Annotated in this window: 26 protein-coding genes; 15 read left to right on the top strand and 11 right to left on the bottom strand. The window is 70.7% G+C overall.

Annotation, left to right across the window (positions count from 1 at the left end):
* Nucleotides 1-99: 99 nt before the first annotated feature.
* From ACZ7IB_RS12505 to ACZ7IB_RS12485, 5 genes are all read right to left on the bottom strand, one after another.
* Nucleotides 100-1,701 (bottom strand): cytochrome P450, encoded by a 1,602-nt coding sequence (locus tag ACZ7IB_RS12505; RefSeq protein WP_470911978.1) that lies wholly within the window; start codon nt 1,699-1,701, stop codon nt 100-102.
* A gap of 70 nt (nt 1,702-1,771) precedes the next feature.
* A complete protein-coding gene (locus ACZ7IB_RS12500) occupies nt 1,772-2,386 on the bottom strand; it encodes a GTP-binding protein (protein ID WP_327371360.1) in 615 nt (204 codons plus the stop codon).
* Complete coding sequence (locus ACZ7IB_RS12495; protein WP_470911973.1) at nt 2,367-2,738, bottom strand: DUF742 domain-containing protein; 372 nt, start codon at nt 2,736-2,738, stop codon at nt 2,367-2,369. Before ACZ7IB_RS12495 ends, ACZ7IB_RS12500 begins: the two co-directional genes overlap by 20 nt.
* Nucleotides 2,735-3,142, bottom strand: a complete 408-nt coding sequence (locus ACZ7IB_RS12490) for a roadblock/LC7 domain-containing protein (RefSeq protein WP_470911971.1) — start codon at nt 3,140-3,142, stop codon at nt 2,735-2,737. Before ACZ7IB_RS12490 ends, ACZ7IB_RS12495 begins: the two co-directional genes overlap by 4 nt.
* Complete coding sequence (locus tag ACZ7IB_RS12485; RefSeq protein ID WP_470911969.1) at nt 3,139-4,746, bottom strand: sensor histidine kinase; 1,608 nt, start codon at nt 4,744-4,746, stop codon at nt 3,139-3,141. The genes ACZ7IB_RS12490 and ACZ7IB_RS12485 overlap by 4 nt, the downstream gene beginning before the upstream one ends.
* A 429-nt stretch (nt 4,747-5,175) precedes the next feature.
* Here ACZ7IB_RS12485 and ACZ7IB_RS12480 point away from each other — a divergent pair, with 429 nt between their 5' ends.
* The 4 genes from ACZ7IB_RS12480 to ACZ7IB_RS12465 all read left to right on the top strand — a co-directional run bounded on the left by ACZ7IB_RS12480 (nt 5,176) and on the right by ACZ7IB_RS12465 (nt 6,620).
* The gene (locus tag ACZ7IB_RS12480; protein WP_470911967.1) at nt 5,176-5,340 is read left to right on the top strand and encodes an SDR family NAD(P)-dependent oxidoreductase; all 165 of its coding nucleotides are present in this window, start codon (nt 5,176-5,178) and stop codon (nt 5,338-5,340) included.
* Between the two features lie 5 nt (nt 5,341-5,345).
* Nucleotides 5,346-5,465, top strand: coding sequence for a hypothetical protein (locus ACZ7IB_RS12475; protein ID WP_470911965.1), 120 nt, complete (start codon nt 5,346-5,348; stop codon nt 5,463-5,465).
* Nucleotides 5,466-5,561: 96 nt separating this feature from the next.
* Nucleotides 5,562-6,317, top strand: coding sequence for an IclR family transcriptional regulator (locus tag ACZ7IB_RS12470; protein WP_470911961.1), 756 nt, complete (start codon nt 5,562-5,564; stop codon nt 6,315-6,317).
* Between the two features lie 51 nt (nt 6,318-6,368).
* Nucleotides 6,369-6,620 (top strand): hypothetical protein, encoded by a 252-nt coding sequence (locus ACZ7IB_RS12465; protein WP_470911958.1) that lies wholly within the window; start codon nt 6,369-6,371, stop codon nt 6,618-6,620.
* Nucleotides 6,621-6,649: 29 nt separating this feature from the next.
* On the opposite strand, the gene thrS is transcribed toward ACZ7IB_RS12465, so the two are convergent.
* From thrS to ACZ7IB_RS12450, 3 genes are all read right to left on the bottom strand, one after another.
* Complete coding sequence (thrS, locus tag ACZ7IB_RS12460) at nt 6,650-7,945, bottom strand: threonine--tRNA ligase (RefSeq protein WP_470912476.1); 1,296 nt, start codon at nt 7,943-7,945, stop codon at nt 6,650-6,652.
* Between the two features lie 263 nt (nt 7,946-8,208).
* The gene (locus ACZ7IB_RS12455; protein WP_470911955.1) at nt 8,209-8,715 is read right to left on the bottom strand and encodes a MarR family winged helix-turn-helix transcriptional regulator; all 507 of its coding nucleotides are present in this window, start codon (nt 8,713-8,715) and stop codon (nt 8,209-8,211) included.
* On the bottom strand, nt 8,712-10,436 hold the full coding sequence (locus ACZ7IB_RS12450) for an FUSC family protein (RefSeq protein ID WP_470911953.1): 1,725 nt from the start codon (nt 10,434-10,436) through the stop codon (nt 8,712-8,714). Before ACZ7IB_RS12450 ends, ACZ7IB_RS12455 begins: the two co-directional genes overlap by 4 nt.
* 148 nt (nt 10,437-10,584) lie before the next feature.
* Between ACZ7IB_RS12450 and ACZ7IB_RS12445 the strand changes: the two genes are divergently transcribed.
* Together ACZ7IB_RS12445 and pcaB are read left to right on the top strand one after the other, a co-directional pair.
* Complete coding sequence (locus tag ACZ7IB_RS12445; RefSeq protein ID WP_470911950.1) at nt 10,585-11,355, top strand: VOC family protein; 771 nt, start codon at nt 10,585-10,587, stop codon at nt 11,353-11,355.
* Between the two features lie 268 nt (nt 11,356-11,623).
* On the top strand, nt 11,624-12,997 hold the full coding sequence (gene pcaB, locus ACZ7IB_RS12440; RefSeq protein WP_470911948.1) for a 3-carboxy-cis,cis-muconate cycloisomerase: 1,374 nt from the start codon (nt 11,624-11,626) through the stop codon (nt 12,995-12,997).
* Between the two features lie 49 nt (nt 12,998-13,046).
* On the opposite strand, the gene ACZ7IB_RS12435 is transcribed toward pcaB, so the two are convergent.
* A complete protein-coding gene (locus ACZ7IB_RS12435; protein ID WP_470911945.1) occupies nt 13,047-13,655 on the bottom strand; it encodes a GNAT family N-acetyltransferase in 609 nt (202 codons plus the stop codon).
* Between the two features lie 94 nt (nt 13,656-13,749).
* Nucleotides 13,750-14,619 (bottom strand): LURP-one-related family protein, encoded by an 870-nt coding sequence (locus tag ACZ7IB_RS12430; RefSeq protein WP_470911942.1) that lies wholly within the window; start codon nt 14,617-14,619, stop codon nt 13,750-13,752.
* Between the two features lie 102 nt (nt 14,620-14,721).
* Here ACZ7IB_RS12430 and ACZ7IB_RS12425 point away from each other — a divergent pair, with 102 nt between their 5' ends.
* The 4 genes from ACZ7IB_RS12425 to ACZ7IB_RS12410 all read left to right on the top strand — a co-directional run bounded on the left by ACZ7IB_RS12425 (nt 14,722) and on the right by ACZ7IB_RS12410 (nt 18,230).
* Nucleotides 14,722-15,180: a hypothetical protein gene (locus ACZ7IB_RS12425; protein WP_470911940.1), complete on the top strand. Its 459-nt coding sequence runs from the start codon at nt 14,722-14,724 to the stop codon at nt 15,178-15,180.
* A gap of 87 nt (nt 15,181-15,267) precedes the next feature.
* Nucleotides 15,268-15,918, top strand: a complete 651-nt coding sequence (locus ACZ7IB_RS12420; protein WP_470911937.1) for a DUF3105 domain-containing protein — start codon at nt 15,268-15,270, stop codon at nt 15,916-15,918.
* The gene (locus tag ACZ7IB_RS12415; RefSeq protein ID WP_470911934.1) at nt 15,915-16,559 is read left to right on the top strand and encodes a DUF305 domain-containing protein; all 645 of its coding nucleotides are present in this window, start codon (nt 15,915-15,917) and stop codon (nt 16,557-16,559) included. The genes ACZ7IB_RS12420 and ACZ7IB_RS12415 overlap by 4 nt, the downstream gene beginning before the upstream one ends.
* A gap of 429 nt (nt 16,560-16,988) precedes the next feature.
* Nucleotides 16,989-18,230 (top strand): ROK family protein, encoded by a 1,242-nt coding sequence (locus tag ACZ7IB_RS12410; protein WP_470911932.1) that lies wholly within the window; start codon nt 16,989-16,991, stop codon nt 18,228-18,230.
* 206 nt (nt 18,231-18,436) lie between these two features.
* Here the strand turns inward: ACZ7IB_RS12410 and xylA are convergent, their stop codons facing one another.
* A complete protein-coding gene (xylA, locus tag ACZ7IB_RS12405; RefSeq protein WP_470911930.1) occupies nt 18,437-19,606 on the bottom strand; it encodes a xylose isomerase in 1,170 nt (389 codons plus the stop codon).
* A 300-nt stretch (nt 19,607-19,906) separates the two neighbouring features.
* Here xylA and xylB point away from each other — a divergent pair, with 300 nt between their 5' ends.
* From xylB to ACZ7IB_RS12380, 5 genes are all read left to right on the top strand, one after another.
* Nucleotides 19,907-21,388 (top strand): xylulokinase, encoded by a 1,482-nt coding sequence (xylB, locus tag ACZ7IB_RS12400; protein ID WP_470911927.1) that lies wholly within the window; start codon nt 19,907-19,909, stop codon nt 21,386-21,388.
* Between the two features lie 179 nt (nt 21,389-21,567).
* Nucleotides 21,568-22,845: a VWA domain-containing protein gene (locus tag ACZ7IB_RS12395; RefSeq protein WP_470911924.1), complete on the top strand. Its 1,278-nt coding sequence runs from the start codon at nt 21,568-21,570 to the stop codon at nt 22,843-22,845.
* On the top strand, nt 22,845-23,690 hold the full coding sequence (locus ACZ7IB_RS12390; protein ID WP_470911922.1) for a hypothetical protein: 846 nt from the start codon (nt 22,845-22,847) through the stop codon (nt 23,688-23,690). The genes ACZ7IB_RS12395 and ACZ7IB_RS12390 overlap by 1 nt, the downstream gene beginning before the upstream one ends.
* Before the next feature lie 261 nt (nt 23,691-23,951).
* Nucleotides 23,952-25,319 carry a cytochrome P450 gene (locus ACZ7IB_RS12385; protein ID WP_470911920.1) on the top strand — a complete coding sequence of 456 codons (1,368 nt, stop codon included), beginning with the start codon at nt 23,952-23,954 and terminating at the stop codon, nt 25,317-25,319.
* Between the two features lie 239 nt (nt 25,320-25,558).
* On the top strand, nt 25,559-26,095 hold the full coding sequence (locus tag ACZ7IB_RS12380; protein ID WP_470911918.1) for a DUF4232 domain-containing protein: 537 nt from the start codon (nt 25,559-25,561) through the stop codon (nt 26,093-26,095).
* Nucleotides 26,096-26,112 lie beyond the last annotated feature (17 nt).

Below are 26,112 nucleotides of genomic sequence, written 5' to 3'. Positions count from 1 at the left end.
AGTCCCCCCCAAACAGACCAAGAAAGACCCGGCCGGGGGCCGAGGGGACCGGCGCCCCCCCCCCCCCCGGGCCGGTGATTCGTCTCGGCTCCCGCCGGTTCAGCTGCCGCTCCACCAGCGCGATACGGCCCGCCACAGCCTCGCGGGTGCGGCTTGCCCGCGCTGCTGCGGGATCCGGCCCGCGGCGGACCGCCCGGCGGACGTGCCACCGGACTCGTCGGTCACCGTCGCAGTGGACGTCACACCAGGCGCACCAGGCGCACCGGGCGCACCCGGCGCACCCATCGAGGCAGGAACCGGTGCCGCACCGGGAGTGCGTCCGGGTGTGGGGGCGGTGTGCCGGACCGTGGACTGCACCTCCCGGTCCTGACGCGGCAGGTTCGGCCTCCCCATGGACGGCGGTTCCTTGTCGTCCTGCGGCTGACGCGCGGCGAAATCCGCCGGAAGCTCCACCAGGTGCCGGCCCATGATGTTCCCGATCCAGCTCAGCTCGCGCTCGTCGACGGCGAGTTCGAGGTCGGGGAGCCGCATGAGCAGGGCGTCGACACCGACGTCCGCGATGGCGCGTCCGATGTCCTGCCCCGGGCATTCATGGGGGCCGCCGCTGAAAGCGAGGTGGGCGCGGTTGCCTTCCATGTCGGCGTTGAGGTCGGGCCGCACCAGCGGATCGGTGTTGGCCGGTGCGATGCCGACGATGAGGGCGTCGCCCGCCCTGATCTGCTGACCGCCCAGTTCGGTGTCGCCGACCGCCCAGCGGCCGAAGACCGCGGTGAACGGCGGTTCGTCCCACAGGGTCTGCTCGACCGCTTCAGGCACCGTCATATGACCGCCGCTGAGCCTGGCCCGGAAGCGGGGATCGGTGAGCACCATGCGCAGGACGTTGGCGATCAGGTTGGCGGTCGCCTCGTAGGAAGCGATGAGGATCAGCCGCAGATGCTCGCTGACCTCCTGGTCGTTCATTCCTGCCGGATGCTCGACGAGCCAGGTGGCGAAGTCGTCCGCGGGTTCGCGCCGACGGCGCTGGACGAGCCGGGTCAGCGCCTCGAGGACGTAGGCGTTGCTCGCGACCGCGGTCGCCGTGCCGCGGGTCATGTCGCGGGCCGCCTGGACCATCCGGTCGTTGTACTCCTCGGGCATGCCGAGGATCGCGCACATCACCATCATCGGCAGCCGCTCGGCGAACTGGCTGACCAGGTCGACACGGCCTTCCTGGCAGAAGTCGTTGACGAGCCGGTTGCTGTAGCGGTTGACGTGGCGGCGCACCCCGCGGGTGTCGATGCGGCCCATGCTGTCGGTGACCGCGCCGCGTTGGCGTTCATGGATGGCGCCGTCGGCGAAGACACAGACCGGCTGCCAGGTGAAGATCGGGGCCAGTGGGTGGTCCGGGGCGACGGTGCCGTCCTGCAGGGCCCGCCATCGTCGGGAGTCGCGGGAGAACTGCGAGGGGGTACGGGTCATGTGCAGGTTCTCGCTGTGCCCGAGGACCAGCCAGGCGGGTACGTCTCCGTGCAGCAGCACGGGGGCCACGCTGCCGTGTTCGGCGCGCAGTTTGTCGTACAGCCCGTGGGGGTCCCGCTCGGCCTCCGGGCCGTAGAGCCGGCGCAGTCCGCCGGGGCCGATGCCGAGGCCGTGGGCCGGGCACTCGGGGGGCGGAACCGGCCCCTGGGCCGCTCCGGGCTCGTAGTGGAATGGGGTTGTCACGATCGCTCCAGGGATCAGGATTCCAAGGACCAGACGGATGGGACGCGCGGGGGGGGTGTGTGTACTGCTGTCAGGCGAGCGGGAGGGCCAGACTGTGCAGATAGCGCATCAGCGTCATCAGTACGTCGCGGCTGGAGGCACGCAGCCGGGCGTCGCAGTCGATCATCGGGACCTCTTCGGGGAGGTCCAGAGCGGCACGCAGCGCCTCGACGGGGTGTTTCGGGGCGTCGGGGAAGGTGTTGACAGCGACGACGAACGGCACGCCGCGCTCCTCCAGCCGCCCGATGACGTCGAAGCTGACTTCGAGGCGGCGGGTGTCGATGAGGACCACCGCGCCGAGGGCGCCTTCGAACAGGCCGTTCCACAGGAACCAGAACCGTTCCTGGCCCGGGGTGCCGAACAGATAGAGGATCAGTTCCTCACTGATGGAGATCCGGCCGAAGTCCATGGCGACAGTGGTGGCGGTCTTGCTCTCCACCCCGAAGTTGTCGTCCACGCCGACTCCGGCCTGGGTCATGGTCTCTTCGGTGGTCAGCGGCCGGATCTCGCTGACGGATCCGACCATGGTCGTCTTGCCGACCCCGAACCCTCCGACGATCACGACCTTCACCGCGGCTGTCGCCGTGGTGGGAAGGACGTCCTCGCGCCGGGGGCCGGTGATCGTGTCAGAGCTTCTGAAGTCCATGCATCACCGCTTCGAGAAGGGACCTGTCCGGGAGAGTGGCGCGGACGATGGGCGCGCGCGATTCGATGAGTTCGGTCGCGAGGAGTTCCGTGAGGAGCGATGTCACCACGCTGAAGGGCAGACCGAGGTACGCCGAGATCTCGGCGACGGATAACGGCGCCTGACAGAGCCGCAGGATCACGGCCTGCTCGGGCTGGACCGTCGGCGTCGGCTGGGCCTTCGCGACGACCATCGTGACCAGGTCGAGCGGCGCCCGCTCACTGCCGTCGGGATCGCCGGTGATCACGTACAGCCGTTCCGGGTCGCTCAGTGCCGGATCGGCCTTTCGGCGTTCTCGTCGGGGAGGATTCATCCGGCCTGCCCATCATGGCGCGGCGGGCTCGTCAGGTGGGCGCCGATCCTGACGACCAGGTCGCGCATCCGCGACCCGACGAGCCCCGCGTCGACCGTCTCACCGGCAAGCACCGCGAGGTACGCCCCGGTTCCGGCGGCCATCAAGTAGAAGAAGCCGCCGGTGACTTCGATGACGACGAGGCGCATGAGGCCGTCGCTGTACGGGATTTCGGAGGCGACGGCGGCGGCCAGGCTCTGCAGCCCCGCGCAGGCCGCCGCGAGACGGTCGGCGACATCCGGGTCGCCGCCGTGCCGGGCGATGCGCAGACCGTCGGCGGAGAGCACCACGATCTGGTGGATGTCCGGCACGTCGTCTGCCAGTTCCTTGAGCATCCAGTCCATATTTCCCCGCTGCTGGATCACTTCAGGTCTCCCTTGTCCCAGGCATCGTCAGAGTCTTCGTCGGTCTTCGGCTCCTGCGGCACACCGTTGACGGCGTTGGTGAAGGCCTCCAGCCAGAGTCCGGGGGGCTGCGCCTTGCCGCTGTCGTTCCCCTGACCGTGGCCGCTGGTGTGGCCGTTGCGCTGTCCTGCGGTGGGGTCCACGGCCTGCGCGGGGAGGTTGTGCGAGCCCAGAGGGGCGCGGCCGCGGCTGCGGCGTTGCGGGAGACCGCCCGCGGTCCACTCGGTCACCACGGGGACGTCGTCCTCCATGGCGGCCGCGGGGACGGCCGGCCGGGTGACGGGTGCGACCGGTCCGGTGGCGGGGCGCTGAGCCACGGGGCGGGGCTTGCGGCGTGCCGGCACGACGTGCTTCATCGCCTCCTGGTCGATGTCGCTGGTGGGCCTCGATGTGGCGCCGATGCCGTGGGCGATGCCGGGAGCGGGGCCGGTGGTGATCATGGCGCGGGGCACGATGAGTACGGCGCGGACACCGCCGTACGCGGACTGCCGCAGCGAGACCTGGAGGTCGTACATCCGCGAGAGCCGTCCGACGACTGCCATGCCGAGTCGCGGGGACTCGCCGAGGTCGTTCATGTTGGAGCCGGCCTGGGCCCTGGCGAGCATGTTCTCGGCCCGCGCGCGGGCCTCCTCGCTGAGCGAGACGCCGCCGTCCTCGATCTCGATGGCGATGCCGGTCTGCACCTCGACGGCGGTGACGTGCACCCGGGTCTGCGGCGGTGAGTAGCGGGTGGCGTTGTCGAGGAGTTCGGCGCAGGCGTGGATGAGCGGTTCGACGGCCGTGCCGATGATGGCGACCTTGGCGATCGAGTGCAGATCGACGCGCGGGTACTCCAGGATGCGCGACATGGCGCCGCGCAGCACGCTGAACAGCGGTACGGGCTTGGGCCATTGGCGACTGGGGCGGGCGCCGCCGAGTACCGCGATGGAGTCGGCGAGACGGCCGATCAGCGCGGTGCCGTGGTCGATGCGGAGCAGGTCGTCGAATACGTCGGGGTTGCGCCCGTGGTGCTCCTCCATCTCCCGCAGTTCACTCGCCTGGCGGTGGACGATCGCCTGGACGCGCCGGGCGACGTTGACGAAGGCGCGCTGTGCGGAGTCACGCATCGCCTCTTCGTTGTCGACGATGTTCAGCACCGTGTAGACGAGGTTGCGCTGGGCGTCGGGCAGGTCGCGGTACAGCTCGTCCGCGTCGACGACGTCCCGGAGCACCTCTTCGGGTGAATTGCCCACGCGCAGCCGGTGGATGGCGGCCGGCAGGAGCTCCTTGCTGATCCGCACGGTCTCGTCGTCGTGTGTGGCGATGCGCCGCTCCAGGTCGACGAAGCGCCGTTCGTACACCGCGCGCTGGGTGCGCAGATCGCGTGCCCGGCGGGCGAGTTGAAGGGTGAGTGCGGCGACCACGACGGTGGCGAGCGCGCCGCACCAGACGACTGGTATCCGCGCGGCCGCGGAAACCAGTGCCACCGCGGCGGCGGTGGCACCGCCCATCAGGAGCACGGGCAGCAACATGGCGCGAACGACGGGGGTTTCTCGTTCGATCGGCGGTGATTCAACACGAACCATCTAAAACCTCTGGCGGTTGATTCGGGAGGTATACGCGCTTGCAGGACACTCAGGAACAAGCGCTCGAATTCATATCAACTCGACTTCACTACGCGTGAGCTTAGTCAGATCGGAACAGTGCTTCGGCACATTCACCCAACCCCCTGCACGAGCGCTCCCGCGGTAATACACTCACGAGTTTTTGCACGCACCGCTTCCACGCGTGCACAAGGAGTAACAAATGAGGGAAATTCGCGAGGCAGAGCACTCTTCGTACCTCACAGAGGGACAATCACAGAGGCGCCCGGAAGGTCGATTCGAGCACTCTTGCGGAAGAAGTACGGTGGTTGGAGAAGCAACCGAATGACTCGACCCCAGGACCGATCCATTCCGTACCGCACTGAGGGACTTGGGCACATGTGATCGAAGCGGATCGAAAGGAGCACATTCATGACTGAAGGGCGGGTGCACAGCGAGGTCGCCATAGTGACGGGCGGTGCGGGCGGTATCGGTGCGGAGGTCTGCCGCGTCCTCACCGCACAGGGCGCGACGGTCGTCGCAGCCGACCTGGCCCCGGCCGAGAAGTACACCGGCAGCGCTGCCACGCACCGGTAACCCCGATGGGTCACCGCGGTTCCCCGCAGGACATCGCGTACGGAGTGCTGTATCCGGCCGCCGACGAATCCCGCTTCGTGACCGGCACCGAACTCGTCGTGAACGGCGGCTGCACCGCGGTCTGAGCCGCCACCCCGGATCATGTCCGGGCACGTCCCGTCGCAGGACGCACCGGAAACCGAAGAAGCGACATACCGGAAACGAAGAAGAACGGACACACCATGGGGCCGACGCGGGGCTACACCATCGAATCGCTGGACACCGGGCTCCGGCTGATGCAGCTGTTCCTCACCCATGACGCGCTGACCGTCTCCGAGGCCGCCGAGCGGCTCTCCGTCGGCCGGTCCACCGCCCACCGGGTGCTCAGCACCCTGGAGGGACGCGGCTTCGCGATCCGGGACTCCTCCGGCCGGGGCTATTGCGCCGGTCCCGAACTGGTACGGCTCGGCCGCCCGGCGGGCTTCGGCACGGCCGTCCGCGAACAGCTCGGAGCGGTACTGGACGACGCGGTACAGCGCACCGGCGAGACCGTACAGAGTGCGGCGCTGATCGGCGACCAGATCATCATCACCGACGGCCGCGAGTCGTCGCACCCGGTGCGGGTGATGCTGGAGATGGGCCGTACGCATCCCGCCCACGCCACCTCGGGCGGCAAGATGCTGCTCTCCCGGATGACGACGGAACAGGTCTGCGCCCTCTACCCGCAGGAGGAGCTGCCGGAGGTCACCCCGAACACCCTCACCTCGCGGTCCGCACTGCTCGCGGAGCTCGACGAGATCCGCTCCTGCGGTTACGCCCTCAGCCGCGGGGAGTCGGTCCGGGGCATGAGCGCCGTCGCCGTTCCGCTGACCGGGGCGAGCTGGCGGGACCGGCTGGCCCTGATGGCATCGGCGCCCGCCGACCGCGGCGACGACGTGGCACTCATCCGCCGCGCCGAGGAACTGCGCCGGTCCGCCACGCTGTTGGGCGCACTCTGAAGCGGACTCCGTACCACCACCCATGACAACCGGCACGACCGGCCTTCTGCCGTGCCGAGCCCGCTCCATGGCCTGTACCGCGCGGAGTTCGGCTTCTCGCCCGTCGTGCAGACCCTGGTGTTCGCCGTGTACGCGGCAGCCCTCGTCCCCGCCCCACTGGTCTCCGGGCCGCTCTCCGACACCGTCGGCCGACGGCCCGTGCCGGCCGCGGCGCCGCTGTTCGCGCCGGCCGCCGCCGTGGTGTGTGTGCTGATCCTGGCCTTGCATCCACGGATGGGCAGGCCCCCGGAGCAGGCCGTCTGAGGGCCTGCTCCGGAGCCCGGCACCTCTCCCTAGTCCCAGAGGTCGGTGCTGTGGGCGTCCACCAGGGCGACGATGCGGGCGAGGATGTCGGCGGCGGACTGTGGATCGTGCCGGCGTCCGTCGCGCAGGCGCAGGGCGACATGGTCGTCGGCGGCTTCCCTGGCACCGATGACGGCTTGGTAGGGCACCAGTCGCGCTTCCCGGATGCGGGCACCCAGGGTGCCGCGTTCCGGTCCTGCGATCTCGGCCCGCAGCCCGAGACCGGTGCACCGCCGGGCGAGCGCCTCGGCATTCGGCAGTTCGGCTTCGGAGACCGGGAGGATCGCCAGCTGGGTGGGGGCGAGCCAGGCGGGGAAGGCCCCGCCGTGTTCCTCGATGAGGTGGGCGACGGCTCGCTCCACGCTGCCGATGATGCTGCGGTGGATCATGACCGGCCGGTGCTTCGCGCCGTCCGGGCCGATGTAGTGCAGGTCGAACCGGGCCGGCTGGTGGAAGTCGACCTGGACGGTGGACAGGGTGGACTCCCTGCCCGCACTGTCGGTGACCTGGACATCGATCTTCGGGCCGTAGAACGCGGCCTCTCCCTCGGCCGCCTCGTAGGGCAGGCCGGAGCGGTCGAGGACCTCGGCCAGCAGGGCGGCGGAGCGCTGCCACATCTCGGGGGCGGCGACGTACTTCCCGCCGGGTCCCGGAAGGGAGAGCCGGTAGCGGGCGGGGCTGACGCCCAGCGCCCGGTACGCCCGGCGGATCAGTTCCAGCGCGGCCTGCGCTTCCTCGGCCGCCTGGTCCAGGGTGCAGAAGATGTGCGCGTCGTTCAGCTGGATGGCCCTCACACGGGTCAGTCCGCCGAGCACTCCGGAGAGTTCGGAGCGGTACATGCCACCCAGCTCGGCCATGCGCAGCGGCAGTTCGCGGTAGCTGTGGGAGCGGGAGCGGTAGATGACCGCGTGGTGCGGACACAGGCTGGGCCGCAGCACGACCTGCTCCCCGCCCAGGTCCATCGGCGGGAACATGTCGTCGCTGTAGTGCGACCAGTGCCCGGAGATCTCGTACAGCTCCCGCTTGCCGAGCACCGGCGAGTACACGTGCCGGTAGCCCGCCCGCCGTTCGGCGGTGCGGATGTACTCCTCCAAGGTATGGCGCACGACTGCGCCGTCGGGCAGCCAGTACGGCAGTCCCGCGCCGATCAGCGGGTCGGTGTCGAACAGGTCCAGCTCACGGCCGAGCTTGCGGTGGTCGTTCATGACGGTCTCCTCGCGGTCGTCGGACGAGTGACCACAAGGCGAAGTCCCGGGGCACTCGCCCCGGGGCTTCGGACTGAACAGCTGTCAGCGCGCCGGGACACTCTCCGGCGTCGTCGTCATGGCAGCGCGCTTCATGCGGCGGACGTTAGCAGCGACGTACCGTTGTCCGCGCGGGATTTGTTTCCGGCGTTGCCGGCCCTGCGGCGCTGCCCGGCAGTGCGGTGCTGCCCGGCAGTGCGGTGCTGCCCGGCAGTGCGGTGCTGCCCGGCAGTGCGGTGCTGCCCGGCAGTGCGGTGCTGCCGGTCCCGACCGCGGGCCGACCCGGCGGAGTCCCGGCCCCCGGTTCAGCGCCGGGCGCCGCCGATGCGTCCCTCCAGCTGCACCAGCAACTCGCTGAGCTGGGCGCTGAGCCGGGTACGGGACTGCTCGTCGAGGCCGGACAGCACCATGCGTTCGTACGCCAGCTGCCGGGGAAGCAGCCGGTCGACCAGGTCGCGGCCCTCCTCGGTGAGGCGGACATGGGCGACGCGGCGGTCGCGGGCGTCGCTGCGGCGGTCGACGAGCCCACGCTCCTGAAGGACCCGCAGACGCTTCGTGACGGCGGCGCCGGAGGAGAACGTCTCCCTGGCCAGCTCGCCGGGGGTGAGTTCGCGGTCGGTACGGCGCACGGCACCGAGCAGGTCGAACTCGGCGCGGGTCAGACCGGCGGCGCGCAGCGGGGCGTCCTCCGCCTGCTGGAGCAGGGCCGCGCAGCGGTTGATACGGCCGATGAGTTCCATCGGTCCGGTGTCCAGCTCCGGGTTGACGGCCTGCCACTGCCGCACCACCGAGGCGACGATGTCGTCGGTCACACCGCTCCGTTCTCCTGGGCGGGGGCGATCAGCCCCTGCCGTGCTGCTGTCGCCGCGAGAGTACGGTGTCCGGCCTGCTCGGCCGCGAGGACCTGCTCCTGGGGCAGGGCGCGCTGCCACCATTCGCCCGCTGCGGTGTCGTCGGCCTCGCGCAGTTCCACGAGCGATCCGGTCAGCCTGCGGCGCGCGGCGTCGAGGGCGGCGGGCGTGGGCTGCGGGGCGGCGAGCGCGTGTACGGCGTGGGCGCGGGCCCGGTCGGTGGCGGCCAGGGCCTTTTCGAGGCGTCCGGCGGCCCGGCGGTTGGTCACCAGCATGGCGGCGAGGATGCCCACGCCGGCGCCGATCACAGTGTCCAGGACCCGGTCGCGGATGAGCTCACCGGCCGGGTGGGTGCCGCCGAACTCCAGGACCAGCAGGGCCATCGGCGTGACGGCGATGGAGCCGAGCCAGTAGTTGCGGGTGATCAGGGCCTCGGCCGCGAAGCCGAAGAACAGGCAGAAGCCGATGAGGGCCAGCGGTCCGGTGCGGCTGACCGGGAGGACGGCGGCGAAGACGAGGACGCCGAGCAGATTGCCAAGGGTCCGCTGAAGGGCCCGGTTCCAGGACAATGTCACATTGGCCTGGTACAGGGACGCGGCCGTGACGATCGCCCAGTAGGGCCGGCCGACGCCGGCCGCCTGGGAGACATATCCGGCCAGGGCGCAGCCGATGAGCACACGGGTACCGATGGGGAGCAGCGGGGAGCCCGGGGCGAGGTTGCGCAGCAGTGCGCGGCGGGCGTCGCGGCGGCTTCGTGTGTGCCGGGCGGCCCGTTCGGCGTCGATGCCGAACAACTCATCGGACGTGCCGGGGGCGGGCGGCGGAGTGGGGACGGGTCCGCGGGCACGGGTCTGCCGGGCCCAGGCGCGGAGCCGTTCGGGGTCGGAGGCGGGAGCGGGGGCAGCGGCGGGAGCGATCGGGGAAGCCCCGTGTGCGCCCCCGGCAAGGGCGGCCTCGGCGTGGACGACGAGACGTTCGAGAGCCCGGCGTACGGGCGTGGGGCGTCCGGCGGCGAGCAGCGCCTGCCAGGCCGTGTGCACGGCCGCGACCGCGGCGCGCCGGGTGCGGTGGCCGGGGGCGGTGACGTATGCTGCGGCCGCGTCGAGTGCGCGGGCGGTCGCCCGGCGCTCCGGACCCTCCCTGCGGATCATCGCGGGGCCGACCGTGACCAGCCAGGAGATCACACCCGCGGCCAGGGTCAGCGCGAGGTGGCCGGGTACCTCGCCGAGGTGCTGCGGGGCGAAGAGTGCGGCCGAGGTCACGAACGTGAAGATCACCGGCCCGGGCGGGCCGATGCGGGTGGCGTCGCAGAGCATCTTCTGTCCGGCGGCGAGCAGTGCGCCCACCGCGATCAGCACGGCGGTCGATCCGGTGAGCGAGGCCGCGAGGAGGGATATCGCCATGCCGATGACCATGGAGACGACGACTCCGGCCACGGCTCGGGCGCGGCGGGCGTACGGCAGGTTGTGGCCGTACAGCGCACAGAGCGAGCCGGCCATCGTGTACATCACGAGGTCGAGCCGGTCGATGGCGAACAGCAGCAGATCCGGTACGGCGGTGGCGACGACCACACTCAGCGCCGGCTTGAACCACATGTCCGAGGGCCGGGCGAGGCGCAGGGGTGCGGCCAGCGGGAGTTTGCGGACCGAGGGCTGCCGGGATCGGATGGTTGTATCGCTCACCCAAATACTTTAACAGGTATTACACCTGTAAAACATTTTCTTCGACGACGAGGCCGCGGCACTGATGGCCGCTCCCTCCGTGAACCCATAGCGTTCGACTGCACGAGGACAGACAGGCACGTGTCGATGCACCCACGAAGGAATCCGTATGAAGCTCACCAAACCGGTGCCCAGCGGTCCCTGCTGGATCGAGCTGAGCACCCCTGACATCCCGGCTGCCAAGTCGTTCTACGCGGCGCTCTTCGGCTGGCGCTCCGAGACCGATCCGCGTGAGGAGGCGGGCGGCTACACCATGGCGCACCTCGCAGATGCGCGAGTGGCCGCACTGAGTCCGGTCTACCAGCCGGGACAGCCGCCCGCCTGGACGGTCTCGTTCGCCAGCGAGGACACGGACGCCACGGTCGAGAAGGTGAAGTCGGCGGGCGGCTCGCTCCTGGTCGGCCCGATGGACGTGTTCGACCAGGGCAGGTTCGCGGTGGTCGCGGACCCGTCCGGTGCGGTGTTCTCGCTGTGGCAGGGCCGCGCCTTCGCCGGCGCCGAGCGGCTGAACGACCCGGGCGCGCTCGGCTGGGTCGAACTCATCACCCGGGAGGCCGACCAGTCGCTCGCTTTCTATCCCGCGGTCTTCGGATGGACGGTGAACACCGCTTCGGAGGGCTACACGCAGTGGGGCGTGGCCGGCGAGGACTTCGGCGGCATGCTGATCATGGACGACAGGTTCCCGCCGGAGGCGCCACCCAACTGGCTGCCGTACTTCGCCGTGACGGACGTCGACGCGGCGGCGGCCACCGCGCAGGGGGCGGGCGGCGAACTGCTGATGCCCCCGACGAGCGTTCCGGACGGACCTCGGATCGCGGTGGTCCGGGATCCGCAGGGTGCGGTGTTCGGTATCCACCGGGCGGGCGACGAGGGCCAGTAGCCAGGTCCTGTCGTCGGAGCCGGATGCCGGGCGGGGCCGGATGTCGACGGACGCCGACGGGCAATCGGGTGGTACGGGCCCTGCCGCCGGGCGGGGTCCCGTACCTCTTGGCCGCCGTTCCGGCAGGTGACACGCTTTTGGAGTCGCTGGACGCCGAGCACCGGGCCACACTGATCGCGACACCCGCGTACCCACCGGTTCGACATCCGCCTGCAGTTCGACATCCGCCTGCAGGGGGACGGCGAACGGTCTTCCTGGAGTTCAGCTGATGTACGAGAGCGATGTCGGACTGCTCGCCCCCGGGCGGGCCGGCTCACCCGCCGAGACGGCCACCGGCGACAGCGCCTTTCTGCAGGCGATGCTCGACGCCGAGGCCGCGCTCACCCGCGCCCAGTCCGTCTGCGGGCTCGCCCCCGCCGAGGCCGGGCGGGCGGTGACCGCGGCGGCCGACGCGAGCCGATTCGATGTGCGGGATGTGGCGGTGCGCGCACGTGCGAGCGGCAATCCGGTCACCCCGCTGGTCTTCGACCTGGTGGCCGCGGTGGAGGAGGACGTCCGGCCGTACGTGCACCGGGGCGCCTCCAGCCAGGACATCCTCGACACGGCCGCCATGCTGGTCGCCGCCCGGGCCCTGGCACCGGTGCTCGACGATCTGGCACGGTCCGCGGAGGCGGTGGCACGGCTCGCACTCGCACATCGGAACACCCCGATGGCCGGCCGTACGCTCACCCAGCACGCCGTGCCGACCACCTTCGGACTGAAGGCCGCCGGGTGGCGTGCGCTGATCCTCGACGCACGGGACCGGCTCTCGGCCGTACGGGAATCGCTTCCCGCGCAACTCGGTGGCGCGGCAGGAACGTTGGCCGCCTTCAATACCTTCACGCCCATCGACGAAGCCGAAGCCGAAGTCACCGACGACGACGGCCGGGGGCTGACCGTGCTCCAGGCATTCGCGAACGAACTCGGTCTGGCCGAACCGCTGTTGCCGTGGCTCAGTCTGCGTACCCCGATCGCCGATCTGGCGGGCGCGCTCGCCTTCACGGCAGGTGCGCTCGGCAAGCTGGCGGCCGATGTGCTCACCCTGTCCCGTACCGAGATCGGCGAGGTCACCGAAGGGAAGGGCGGTGGTTCGTCCACCATGCCGCACAAGGCCAACCCGGTGCGCGCCACGCTGATCGCCGCGGCCGCCCGTCGTGCCCCCGGCCTGGCGGCGACGCTGTACGGCTCGCTCGCAGCCGAGGACGAGCGGCCGGCCGGGTCGTGGCACGCCGAATGGGAGCCGCTTCGCGAACTGCTGCGGCTCGTCGGCGGGGCCGCTTACGACGCTGCCGAACTCACCGACCAACTGCGCGTCGTCCCGTACGCCATACGGGAGAATCTCCAGCTCACCGACGGGCTGATCGTCTCGGAGCGGCTGGCCGCCGTGTTCGCCGAGCGCATCGGCCGCAAGCGAGCCGAGGAGGTTCTGGTGAGCGCCGCCGCCCGGGCCCGGGCGGAGACCACGGATCTGGCCGATGTCCTCGGCGATGTGCTGGACGAGGAGCCCGAACTTGCCGGTCTCGATCTTTCCGACCTGACCGAACCCGCCCGGTACACCGGCTGCGCAGGCGCCCTCACGGACCGTGCGCTGGACCGCGGATAACCGCACTCGCCGTCCGCTACCCGGTGGCGCCGCTCATTCGCCACACCGGTCAACGAGGGACGTCGTCCCCGCGGATCCGGGCATGGACGTGCATGTCGTGCCAGCCGTCGGCATGCAGAATGCCCCGGCGCCTGGTGCCCTCCAGGGCGAAGCCCGCTTTGGCCGCCACTCGGCAGGACGCCTCGTTCAGCACGGAGTGGGCGAGTTCGAGGCGCTCGAACCCGATCTCGTCGAAGGCCCAGCGCGCCAGCACCGAGACGGCTCGGGGCGCGACGCCGCGTCCGCGGGCGGCCGGCAGCGTCCAGTAGGCACATTCGGCGTGACCGATGGCCGGCGTCAGGGAGCGGAGCGCGACCCGGCCGAGCACTTCCTCGGCTCCGCCGGCCACGCTTGCGGGGCGGACGACGGCCCAGTGGGCTCCGGTCTCGCAGTACCAGGCGCTCCGCCACTGGTCGATCCAGTCGCGCGCCTCGTCCTCGGAGTCGGCCCGGCGCAGATGCCAGCGCTGGATGACCGGGTCGGCGAAGGCGGCGAGGACGGCCGGCGCGTCCGCGTACCGCCACGGCCGCAGGAGCAGGTCGTCGGCGACGGGCAGGGCGGGTTGTACGGAGTCCGCGAGGCGCCCCGCAGGGATATGGGGCGGCACCAAGTACGGCATGGGCGCATCATCGCACGGGGCGGAACCCGTTCCGGCGGTACACGGGAGCCCCCTTGTGCGGAAGATCGCACAAGGGGGCTCCCGCGTACCCGCGTCAGCCGAAGCCGCGGGCGTCCTGCTTGAGGGCGGTGTCGACGGTCAGCGCCGTTGCGACGACGAGGCTCAGCAGCGGCTCGGGCAGCTGGTAGTGGATCTGCAGCACATAGTTGTCCGCCGTGGTGAACAGCGTCTTCGCGAGGCCTTCCCAGGTCTTGGTGATCCGGGCTATCTCCGCGTCGTTGTGGTCGACGATCGCGAAGTTCCAGGCGCGCCAGTTCTCCGCCTTGATCGCACCGATCTGCCGGCCCTCCGCCATGATCGCGAAGTTGATCTTGCCGATGGCGTTCTGCTGGACGATCTCGCCGACCGGCTGCCCGTCGGGGCGCTGCACGATGACCTTGGACTTGATGAACTTCGCCGGGCGGGTCAGCAGGAGTTGCGGCTGGCCGTACGCGTCACGGATCTCGAGGCGGTGGGTCAGGTACTGGTCGATGCTGCTCAGGAACCGCAGCACCTTGCGCAGGGCGCTCTGGCCGACCTGGACGACCGAGCCGACGGTGTTGCCGTGCTGGTCGAAGACGCTGTACTCGTTCGTCACCTCGATCAGCTTGGCCTTCTGGTTCACCACCAGGACCTGCTGATTGAAGAGCGAGCCGGCGCCGGGAACGCCCCCCTGCTGGGGCTGGACCGCCTGCGGCGGAACCCCGGGCTGCTGGTGGGCGACCTGCTGATGCTGCGGGGCGGCCTGCTGCGGCGGCACCTGAGTCTGCGGCTGAGCGGGCGCCTGGGCCACGGCCTGGGGCTGCTGCCCACCGGCCGGGTTGGTGTGCTCGGTCCACCGGGAACCGTCCCAATAGCGCAGCAGCTGGGGCGAGCCGTGCGGATCCGGATACCAGCCCGCAGATACGTTCGAGTGCGTTGTCACCGGGGCACACTACCCCGTCCCTCCGACAACGGCGGCCGCGTCCCGTACATCCACAGCGTGCACCCCTCGTTGAAACTTCACACACCACGTACGATGGCGGGGATGAACAGGCTGAGCGAACGGACGCACCGACGACGGCAGAGCGCCCACGCGTCGGCCGTTCTCGGCTGGCTGTTCGTACTGCTCGCCATGGTCTCGTGCTGTTCGGTCGCGGCCGTGGACTCGTCCGCGCACCGGATGGCAGCCCCGGGCTCGGCCTCGCACCAGTCCGGTACCCGTACCGCAGCCGCCGCCCGGGCCATGACGCCCGCGCATCCCGTGGCCGTACGGACCGTAGTGGCCGATGCCCCCGAGGACCGGGGCGTCGGCAGTTCCTGCCACGGAACCTCCGAGCATGCGACACCCGTCGTACTGCCCGGCCAGAGCGCACCCGTGGCACTTCCCGGCGTGACCGCCACAGCCCCCGTCGCCCCGCTCACCGGCGCCGCCGCGATCCGCGGCCCGTCCAACGACGCCGTGCGGGAAGTCGACCATCTGCGTCTGCAGGTTCAACGGATCTAGAGGCAGGGCCCGCCCTCGGGACACCGAGGACGTTCTCCCGCATGCCCTCAGCTCCATCAGTCTTGTTGAACCGAAGGACGACTCTCCATGGCTTCCGCCAAGAAGCAGAACCCCCCTGCTGCCGCACGCCGCGCCAAGCTGGAGGAGGCCCGCCGCAAGGAGCGGGCCCGCGAGCGGCGCAGCCGCATCATCACCCTCACCGCCTCCGTCGCCGTGATCGCCGCACTCGTCGCGGGCGGCGGCTACCTGATGTCCGCCGCCAACGACAAGGAAGAGGCCGAGGTCGAGGCCAAGTCCTCACCCGTGCAGGGCGAGCGGACCTGGGACAAGCTCTCCCGGAACCACGTCGAGAAGAAGGTCGACTACCCGATGAACCCGCCGGTCGGCGGCGATCACAACCCGGTGTGGATGAACTGCGATACCGATGTCTACACCAAGGCGATACCGAAGGAGAACGCCGTCCACTCCCTTGAGCACGGCGCGGTCTGGGTCACGTACACGAGCAAGGCGAAGCCGGCCGACGTCAAGAAACTGGGCGAGCGGGTCGAGGCCACGCCCTACTCCCTGATGAGTCCGGTCGAGGACCAGGCCGCCCCGCTCATGCTCAGCGCCTGGGGCAAGCAGGTGACGGTGACGAGTGCCACCGACGCACGCGTGGCGCAGTTCTTCACCAAGTACGTGCAGGGTCCGCAGACCCCGGAGCCGGGCGCGGCCTGCAACGGCGGGGTCGCCCAGTGACGTCCGCGGTCCGCTCCTCGCGCCCGATGATGATGGCGGGCGGTGTGGTGCTGCTGCTGGCGCTGGGCCTGGTCGCGCTGATGCTCGTACGGCCGTCGTCCTCCGCGGGCTCCGCCGCACCGGCGACCGCACCCTCGGACACGTCCGCCGATGTCGGGTTCGCGCGCGACATGTCGATCCACCATCAGCAGGCGGTCGAGATGTCGTTCATCGTGCGCGACCGTACGTCCGACGTGGCAGTACGCCGGCTCGCGTACGACATCATCAACACCCAGGCCAATCAGCGCGGCATGATGCTCGGCTGGCTGGAGATGTGGGGCCGGGCGAAGTCGTCAAGCGCACCCCCCATGGAGTGGATGGGGCACACCGTCACGCCCGGAGGCGACGGTTCGCTGATGCCGGGCATGGCGACCGACACCGAACTCGACGCACTGCGGGCGGCGAAGGGCAAGGACGCCGAGGTGCTGTTCCTGAAGCTGATGACCGCGCACCACCGTGCCGGTGCGGAGATGGCACAGGCGGCGGCCGCCGCGGCCGGAACCGATGAGATCAGGAATCTGGCGGCGGGCATGGTCCTGGGCCAGCAGTCCGAAATCGCACTCATGGCGGACATGCTCAAGGAGCGCGGTTCGACGGCCTGAGCGCCGTACGTTCCGACGGCCCGTGCGGGCGCCCGCACGGGTTCACCTTCACCGGCGGCCCGTTCGCGGCGGGTTCCTTCTCCCGCGAACGGGCCGCCCTCGGCGACGAGACGGCGAACGGCCTCAGGACTTAGACCGACCGGCAAATGGGGGGTGGGAGAAGGAGCGGGGCTGAGTGCGTGCAGCTGCAAGGCGGAGGATTGAGCCAACGCGATGGGGTCTCCCCTGCTCGAGCGAAGCCGAGAGCTTGGGGAAGTTGGTGATTGACGACAACGCCGGAGGGGGTCCCCCCTGGCCCTTAAGGCCTTGGGGGAGTGCGTGCCCAGCCCCGCGACGCCGCCCCCCATTTGCCGGTCGGTCTTACCGGTCACAAAAGCTCACCAGCTCACAGGCTGATCGCACAAGGGATCGCATAGGCTCGGATCCAACATGAAGAGCAACCTCACACCGCTGGGGCCCAAGGCCGACAAGGACACCGTGCGCCGGAGCAACCTCAGTCTGGTACTGCGGGCCGTCCGCGACGAGGTCGAGGCGACCAGGGCCGGGGTCGCCGCGCGGGTGGGACTGACCCGGGCCGCGGTGTCCTCGCTCGTCGAGCAACTCATCGACATCGGGTTCCTCACCGAGTCCGGCAAGACCTTCAGCGGGCAGGCGGGTCGCCCCGGGACCGCGCTCAAAGTGGCGCGCACGGGGCCTGCCGGGCTCGGTGTGGAGGTCAACATCGACTATGTGTCGGTATGTGTCGTCGATCTGGCCGGCACCGGCCGGGTACGGCTCACCGAGCACCTCGACAACCGCGGCGCGCCGCCCGCGGAGGTGCTGGCGCGGGCGGCCGGGATCGCGGCGCGCACCCTGGAGTCGGCACGCGAGCAGGAACTGTTCCCGGTCGGGGTGGCGCTCGCCCTGCCCGGTCTGGTCTCCGGCGGTGCGGTGCGCCAGGCGCCCAACCTGGGCTGGAATCAGGTTCCGGCCGAGGAACTCTTCGCCGCTTCGCTCGCCGCCGAGCAACCCGGTCGCGAGGCACTGCCGGTGAGTTCGGAGAACGAGGCCAATCTGGCGGCGCTCGCCGAGCTCTGGTTCGGCGGACTCGACACGGTCCGCAGTTTCCTCTATCTGACGGGCGAGATCGGCGTCGGTGGTGCCCTGGTCATCGACGGTGAACTCCTGCGCGGGGCGCACGGGTTCGCCGGGGAGATCGGGCATGTGGTGGTGGATGCGGAGGGACCGCAGTGCCGGTGCGGCTCGCGCGGCTGTCTGGAGCAGTACGCCGGACAGGCTGCGCTCTTGCGGGCCGCCGGGATCCAGGAGTCCGGCAGCGGCTCCGGGGTGGCCGAGCTGGAACGGCGCGCCCGGGCCGGGGACGAGCAGGCGGTGGCCGCTGTCGCGGAGGCCGGCCGGATGCTGGGGCGGGTGTTGTCCGGGACGGTGAATCTGCTCGACCCGGACGCGGTGGTCCTCGGCGGGATATACCGGAACCTGATGCCGTGGCTGTCACCGCCCGCCGACGAGGAGCTGACCGGCCGGGTGGTGTCCGGGCTCTGGACCCCCGGGAGCCGCCGACTGCGCGCCTCGTCCGTGGCGGGTGACGCGGCGCGGGGAGCTGCGGCGCTGGTGATGACGGGGGTACTGGCCGACCCGGTGGCGTACGCGGACGGCCGGGAAACCGGCTGATCCGCCCCTGTGCGTGCGGGCCGGGCAGTCGGCTGATCCGCCCGCACGGGCGCGGGCGGGCACGGACCGGACAACCGGCCGATCCACCCCCACCGGGTACAGGCCGGGCCGTCGGCCGATCCACGCGAACGCGCACGGGTGTGGGCCGGACATCTGGATCTGGTGTCCGGCCCACACCCGTGGCCCCGCGTCGCTGCGGGCCGGGATCAGCGGACCCCGAGCAGGTGGTCCATCGCCAGCTGGTCCAGGGCCTCGAACGCCATGCCCCGTTCCGCCGCCGCGTTCACGTCGAACTCCTCGAACGCCGACCGGTCGGCCAGCAGCCCGCCCACGCCGTCCTCGGCGGTGGGGCGGGCCAGCTCGTCGAGCCGGGACGCGCGCAGCGCCTCCTGCACGGCGGGGTCGGCGCGGAAGGCGGCGGCGCGCTCCTTGAGGATCAGGTAGTTGCGCATGCAGCCCGCGGCCGAGGCCCAGACACCGTCGTAGTCCTCGGTCCGCGGCGGCTTGAAGTCGAAGTGCCGCGGGCCCTGGTAGCCGGCCGTCTCCAGCAGGTCGACGAGCCAGAACGCCTGGCGCAGGTCACCCGCGCCGAAGCGCAGGTCCTGGTCGTACTTGATGCCGGACTGACCGTTCAGGTCGATGTGGAAGAGCTTGCCCGCCCAGATTGCCTGCGCGATGCCGTGGGGGAAGTTCAGCCCGGCCATCTGCTCGTGCCCGGTCTCCGGGTTGACGCCGACCAGCTCCGGGCGCTCCAGACGCTCGATGAAGGCGAGGGCGTGACCGATGGTCGGCAGCAGGATGTCACCGCGCGGCTCGTTCGGCTTGGGCTCGATGGCGAACTTCAGGTCGTACCCCTGCTCCGTGACGTAGTCGCCGAGCAGGTCGAAGGCTTCCTTCATGCGGTCGAGGGCGACCCGGATATCCTTGGCCGCGCCGGACTCGGAGCCCTCGCGACCGCCCCAGGCCACATAGGTGGTGGCGCCGAGTTCGACGGCGAGGTCGATGTTGCGCAGGGTCTTGCGCAAGGCGTAGCGGCGTACGTCCCGGTCGTTGGCGGTGAATGCGCCGTCCTTGAACACCGGGTGGGTGAAGAGGTTCGTCGTCGCCATGGGGACGACGAGTCCGGCCGCGTCCAGCGCCTGCCGGAACCGCTTCACGATCCCTTCGCGCTCGGTGTCCGTCGAGCCGAACGGGATCAGGTCGTCGTCGTGGAATGTCACACCGTACGCACCCAGCTCCGCGAGCCGCTGCACGGAGTCGACCGGGTCGATCGCCGTGCGGGTCGCATCGCCGAAGGGGTCGCGCCCCTGCCAGCCCACCGTCCACAGTCCGAAGGTGAACTTGTCGTCGGGCGTGGGCGTGAAGCGTTCCGTCATCGTCTGGCCGCCTTCAGTGCTGTCGGGTTCCATGACCGGTCGAGGTGGCCGAACCCTATTTGTTTACTGTCATGACTAATCATGCATCGAGTGCACCCGGCACGTAACCCCGCATAGCCAGAAATCCGGAGAGACCACTGTTCCCCCGCCGGATCGATCGCGTAATTTGTTTTCCGTACGATCAAATTTCTGTGGCGGCATACCAGCAACCACACCCCGAAGCGACACATGCCCCGCAGTCATCTCGCTGCATCCGTCTCCCCGCAGCCATCTCCCCGCAGCTCAGGAATGAGGTCACCCATGCCGCCGCGTACCGTCGTCATCGGTGTGGACAGCTCCACCCAGTCCACCAAAGCCGCCTTCGTCGACGCCGGAACCGGCCGGCTGCTCGCCGTCGGCCGGGCACCGCATGTCGTCACCGGCGAGGCGGGAGCCCGCGAGAGCGACCCGGAGGCGTGGTGGCAGGCGCTGCGCGACGCCGTCGCCGCCGGACTGAAGGAGTCCGGCGTCGCCGCCTCCGCCGTGACCGGTATCGCGGTCGCCGGGCAGCAGCACGGGCTGGTCGTCCTCGACCGGACGGGGCGTCCCCTGCGCCCCGCGATGCTGTGGAACGACACCCGCTCCGCCCCGCAGGCCGCCGCCCTCACCGCGGCACTGGGCGGGGCCGAAGCCTGGACCACGCGGACCGGATCCGTACCGGTGGCCTCCCTCACCGCGACGAAGTGGCAGTGGCTGCGGGAGAACGAACCGGAGAACGCCGCCGCGGCAGCGGCCCTGCGCCTCCCCCACGACTTCCTGACCGAACGCCTCGCAGGCACCGCCGTCACCGACCCCGGTGACGCCTCGGGCACCGGCTGGTACTCCACCGCGACCGGTGCGTACGACCCCGAACTGCTCGAACTCCTCGGTCTGGACCTCGCGTTGCTGCCCGAGGTGGCCGAGACCGGTGCGACCCGCATCGGTTCGCTGACCGCCGAAGCGGCCGACGCGCTCGGCCTGCCGGCGGGAATCGCCGTGGCCGCGGGCACCGGGGACAACATGAGCGCCGCCGTCGGCCTCGGGCTGGGCGGCGCCGGACTGCTGGACCACCCCGTCCTCAGCCTCGGCACCTCGGGAACGGTCTTCGCCGCCTCCCGGACACGGCCCGCGTCGACGGCACTCTCCGGCTTCGCCGCGGCGGACGGTACGTACCTCCCGCTGGCCTGCACCCTCAACTGCACGCTCGCCGTGGACAAGGTCGCCGCACTGCTCGGCCTGGAGCGCGACGACGCGGTCCCCGGCGACGAGGCGGTACTCCTCCCCTACCTCGACGGCGAACGCACCCCCGATCTGCCCACCGCCTCCGGCCTGCTCACCGGGCTGCGGCACGACACCACCCCGCAGCAACTCCTGGGCGCCGCCTACGAAGGCGCGGTCTTCACCGTGCTGCGTGCCCTCGACGAACTCCTGCGGGCCTGCGGCCTCGACCCGGCCGACCCCGAGGTGGCCGCCCGGCCGCTGCTCCTGATCGGCGGCGGCGCCCGGGGGCGCACCTGGGTGGAGACGGTACGGCGGCTCTCCGGCCGGCCGGTGATCGTGTCCGGGAGCGGCGAGTTGGTGGCGCTGGGTGCGGCCGCGCTGGCCGCCGCCGCGGCAACCGGCGAGGACCCGGTCGCGATCGCCATCGGTTGGAACACCGGCGAGGACACCCAACTGCCCGCCGTTCAGCGGGACTCGGCAACCTGGGAGCGGGTCGGCTCGGCGCTGGAACGGGCCGCGGGCCCACTGCTGGGCAGGGCCTGACACCCGTACGCCCAACACACCCTGGCCCCTGCACAGCTCTGCATGCCGGAGCCGGCCCCACACACCCCGCAAGGGACACTGACCGGCTGTCACTTCCCCTCGACCGGCCCGGGTGACGGCCCGTCGGCCGCCTCCGGACCGGTTTGGGGAAGCGAAGCGATCTTCAATAGTATCCGGCGATGATCATAAGAAGAAGGCTGACGGTCGGGGTGGGCATCCTGCTCGCCACCCTGACCGCCGGGCTCGGTTCGGCGCTCCCCGCCGCAGCAGATGAAACCCCCACCAAAACCTCCCCCAAGGTCGAGCTGGTGCTCGACGTCAGTGGCTCCATGCGGACCCGTGACATCGACGGCCAGTCCCGGATGGCCGCGGCGAAGCAGGCGTTCAACGAGGTCCTGGACGCGGTGCCCGAGCAGGTGGAACTCGGCATCCGGACGCTCGGCGCCGACTACCCGGGCAATGACCGGAAGGTCGGCTGCAAGGACACCAAGCAGCTCTACCCGGTCGGCCCACTGGACCGCACCGAGGCGAAGACCGCCGTCGCCACCCTGGCCCCCACCGGCTGGACCCCGATCGGCCCGGCCCTGCTGGGCGCCGCCGACGACCTCGAAGGCGGCGACTCCACCCGCCGGATCGTGCTGATCAGTGACGGCGAGGACACCTGCGGCCCGCTCGACCCGTGCGAGGTGGCACGTGACATCGCAGCCCGTGGCATCCACCTCGTCATCGACACACTGGGCCTGGTGCCGAACGCGAAGATCCGCGAGCAGCTGACCTGTATCGCCGAGGCCACCGGCGGCACCTACACCGCCGTCCAGCACACCGATGAACTCTCCGGCCGTGTCAAGCAGTTGGTCGACCGGGCCGCCGAGCCCGTCGTCACGCCGGTGGCGACGGAGGGCGCGGACCGCTGCTCCGCGGCACCAGAGCTCAAGGCGGGTCTGTACACCGACCGGGAGAAGTTCGGCGAGCACCGCTGGTACCGGGTGGATGTACCGCCCGGGCAGGAGTTGCGCGCCTCGGTGAGCGTCTTCGCGGACCGTGCCGTGAACAATGACTACGGCGTGCTGCTGCGGGCGGTGACCGTACACGGCCGGGAAATCGTCCGGGGTTCGGAGTCGGGCACCGGCCGCACCGATGCGATCTCCTCCGGCCTGCGCTACCCGAAGCCCGAGCAGGACGACACGGACAGCGGCGACAAGCCCGCCGCCGAGACCGTGTGTCTCCAGGTCAGCAACTCCTACTCGGCCCCCGCCTCGGTGAAGACCGCGCCGGGCATGCCCCTCGAACTGACCGTGGACCTGGTGGACGCCCCGGACGACGCGGCCGATGTCGCCGCGTTCGGTCTCGGCCGCGGCTGGTGGCTGCTGGGCGTACTGGTTCTCACCGGACTGGTCGCGGGTCTGCTGACCGGCTGGATCTCGCGCTGGCGCATCGCCGTCTGGAGGACCAACTGATGCGTACGACACGTGTGCTCGCGAGTGCGCTGCTGACCGGCCTCGCCCTGCTGACCTCGGCGGGCGCCGCCGCGGCCGACGACCCGTCGGCGAGCCCGAGCCCGAGCGCCTCGGACGACGGGTCCGGCCCCACCGAGGCCGGCACCACCTTCCGTACGGCCACTGCGGTCCAGCAGAACCAGCGCGCCACCGCCGGGGCGTCCACGGGTGACTACCTGTACTGGGTGTTCCCCGCCGACGCGGGCCAGCGGGCCACCGTCAAGGCAAAGATCACCCTGCCGGAGAGCGCCACCCGGCACGGCGCGTCGACCTGGCAGGTCGATGTGTACGACGGGCTGCGGCGCCGCCAGGCCTGCATGTACGGCCGCCAGACCGGGAAGGCGGCGGCCGACGCGTCGACCGTCGAGCTGACCTGCGTGCTGCGGACCGTCCGCGCCTGGTCCGAGCCGTGGGCCAACGACCCGCTGCCGGGCAGCTACTACGTACGCCTCACGGTCGTCGACCTTCCCTCGGCGGACCTCGGTCTTCCGGTGCAGACCGAGGTCGAGGTCACGGCCGTCGACAAGGGCGGCGCCGGGGATGTGGACGGCACACTCGCCGAGCCGCTGGTCCCCGGTGTGTCCTCCGTCGAGCGGGCCTCGGACTCCTCGGCCGCGAGTGGCGACGACGCGTCGGACGAGGTCGCGCTCGGCAGTGAGCCGGAGGACGGCTGGGCCTCCGGCTGGTGGACCGACCGCTGGCTGTGGACGGTCGGCGGCGGAGTACTGGGGGCGCTCGCGGCCGTCTTCGGCTACTCCCTCACCCGCGGCAACGGCCGCCCGTCCCGGGTCCCGCCGGGCGTCTGACCCGCACATCACAAAACGGGCTCCGGACCACGAGCCCACCGGACCGCACCGCCGGACGGGCCGAGGACCCGGGCCCGTCCGGCGACGGCGGACAGATCCCGTCGACCGTCCAGCCGCCCGTACGTTCTCGGCACGGCGCCCGCTACCCTCGACAACTCACGTACTGCACAAGGCCGATGACACCTTCCATGCCGTGCGGTACTGCTGAAGTCAGGTCGCTGCGCATCACGTCGGATGCGCCACAAGGGAGCGGAGACTTTCATGTCCACGGAGACCGGCCCGGCCGTCGATGCCGAGCCGCGAGGCCACACGATCGTGCCGGGCCCGAAGGGGCTGCCGTTTCTCGGGAACCTGCCACAGTTCGGAAAGAATCCCCTCGCCTTCTTCGAGCGACTGCGTGGTCACGGCGACATGGTCGGCTGGCGATTCGGCCCCAACCCGTGTGTGTACATAGCCGATCCGGAGTGCATAGGCGAGCTGCTCACCGAGACGGAACGCACCTTCGACCAGCCCGCACTCGGTATCGCGTTCCGGACCGTGCTGGGAAACGGCGTTGTGGTCGCCCGAGGTAAGGACTGGCGGCGGAAGCGGTCACTGGTGCAGCCTTCCGTACGCCCCAAGCAGGTGCGGTCGTACGCGGCGACGATGGCGAGCAGCGCGGCGGAGCTGGCGGACACCTGGTCCGGTGGTGAACGCGTCGACATCAAGCGCGAGATGGCGGCACTGACGCAGAAGATCGCGGTCCGTACGATCTTCGGCGTCGACACCCCGGCCGACGCCGATGCGATGGGCCGGGCGATGGATGTGGCGCAGCAGGAGATCGGCAAGGAGTTCGCCGGTATCGGCGCGCTGTTGCCGGACTGGGTGCCGACACCGGGCCGGGCCAGGATCAGAAAGGCCGCCGCGGTCATCGACGCCGAGGTGGGCCGGGTCGTCGCCCGTCACCGCGACGGCGGGGACGATCGCCCCGATCTGCTGAGCCGGCTGCTGACCGCGGTGGACGAGACGGGTGCGCACCTCACGGACCAGGAGATACGTGATGAGACGGTCACCCTGTACATCGGTGGGCACGAAACGACCAGCTCCACTCTGGTGTGGGCCTGGTATCTGCTGTCCCGCAATCCGCGGACGCGCGCCGCGCTCGCCGAGGAACTGGACCGGGTACTCGGCGACCGTGAGCCGGAGTTCGACGACTATGCCCGGCTGACGTACACCCAGTCGGTGGTCAAGGAGACCCTGCGCCTGTACCCGACGATCTGGCTCGTCACCGGCGTCGCCAAGGAGGGTGCGCGGATCGGTGGTGTGCCGATGCCGGAGGGCACCAGGGTGTGGACCAGTCAGTGGGCGACACACCGCGACGAGCGGTGGTTTCCCGAGCCGGAGGAATTCCGTCCCGATCGCTGGGATCCACAGGACGGCGACGACATCGCGGAGTACGCCTGGTTCCCGTTCGGCGGCGGCCCCCGGGTCTGCCTGGGCACACGGTTCGCGATGGTCGAGGCGGTGCTGATCCTTGCTGTGCTGGCACGCCGATTCGAACTGGAGGTGGACCCGGGCACCGTCAACCCTGTACCGACGCTGACGCTGCAGCCGGACCGCGAAGTCATGGCGACGGTCCGACCGCGGTAGCCGCGTACGGGGTGGGGTGGCCGCGGCGGTCTCCCCCACCCTCGCCCAGCGCCCCGTTCCCCGGGCAGCACGCCAACGCCCGGGCGAATGGGTGCGTGGCAACGCCGGATATATCGAACCAATATGTCCGATCTGTCGCGAGGATCGGGGTATACCGGTCACACTGGCGCTGTCGGCCTCACCGACCGCGGGGCCGTCCGGCCGCATCCGCAGGCTGTCGATCCAACGGGAGAAACACCATGCGTCTCCGCTCCGCTCTCACCTCCGCACTCACCGTCGCAGCCGCCCTGACGCTGGCCGCCACCGCGGCGTCGGCCACGACCGGCAGCACCGCCACCCGGGCCGTCAGCCTCCCCGGGATCTGTCCGGAGAAGGCCCTCGATGTGCATGCCTCACCCGGCGGGCAGCGGAACGTCGCCCGTATCAGCGTTACCAACCATGGCGACCGGGCCTGTGTCGTGGACCGGATCCCGACGATCACCTTCCGGGGTCTGGACGGCTCCGCCGAAGCCGTGCCGCCTGCCGGGAGCGGACCCTACGTGCTCGCGCGGGGCGAGCGAGCATACGCCACAGTCCGCACTGCGGACCCGGCGGCCACCGAAGGGCATGTCGTCGGCAGCCTGTCCGTCTCGGCCGACCCCTCCCACCTGGGCGTCACCTTCCGTGCGGCCACCGTGGGCATGCCCAGGGGTGTCCATGTGTGGGTGCCGGTCACCACGCTCTGGCAGGAGTCGCGCGCCGCGGCGGACAGCGCCCTGGCGGACGCGTTGGGCTGACAGGCGGGGCGGGGGCA

The organism is Streptomyces sp. NPDC037301 (assembly GCF_055602785.1).
This window is presented reverse-complemented; position numbering and strand designations above follow the sequence as displayed.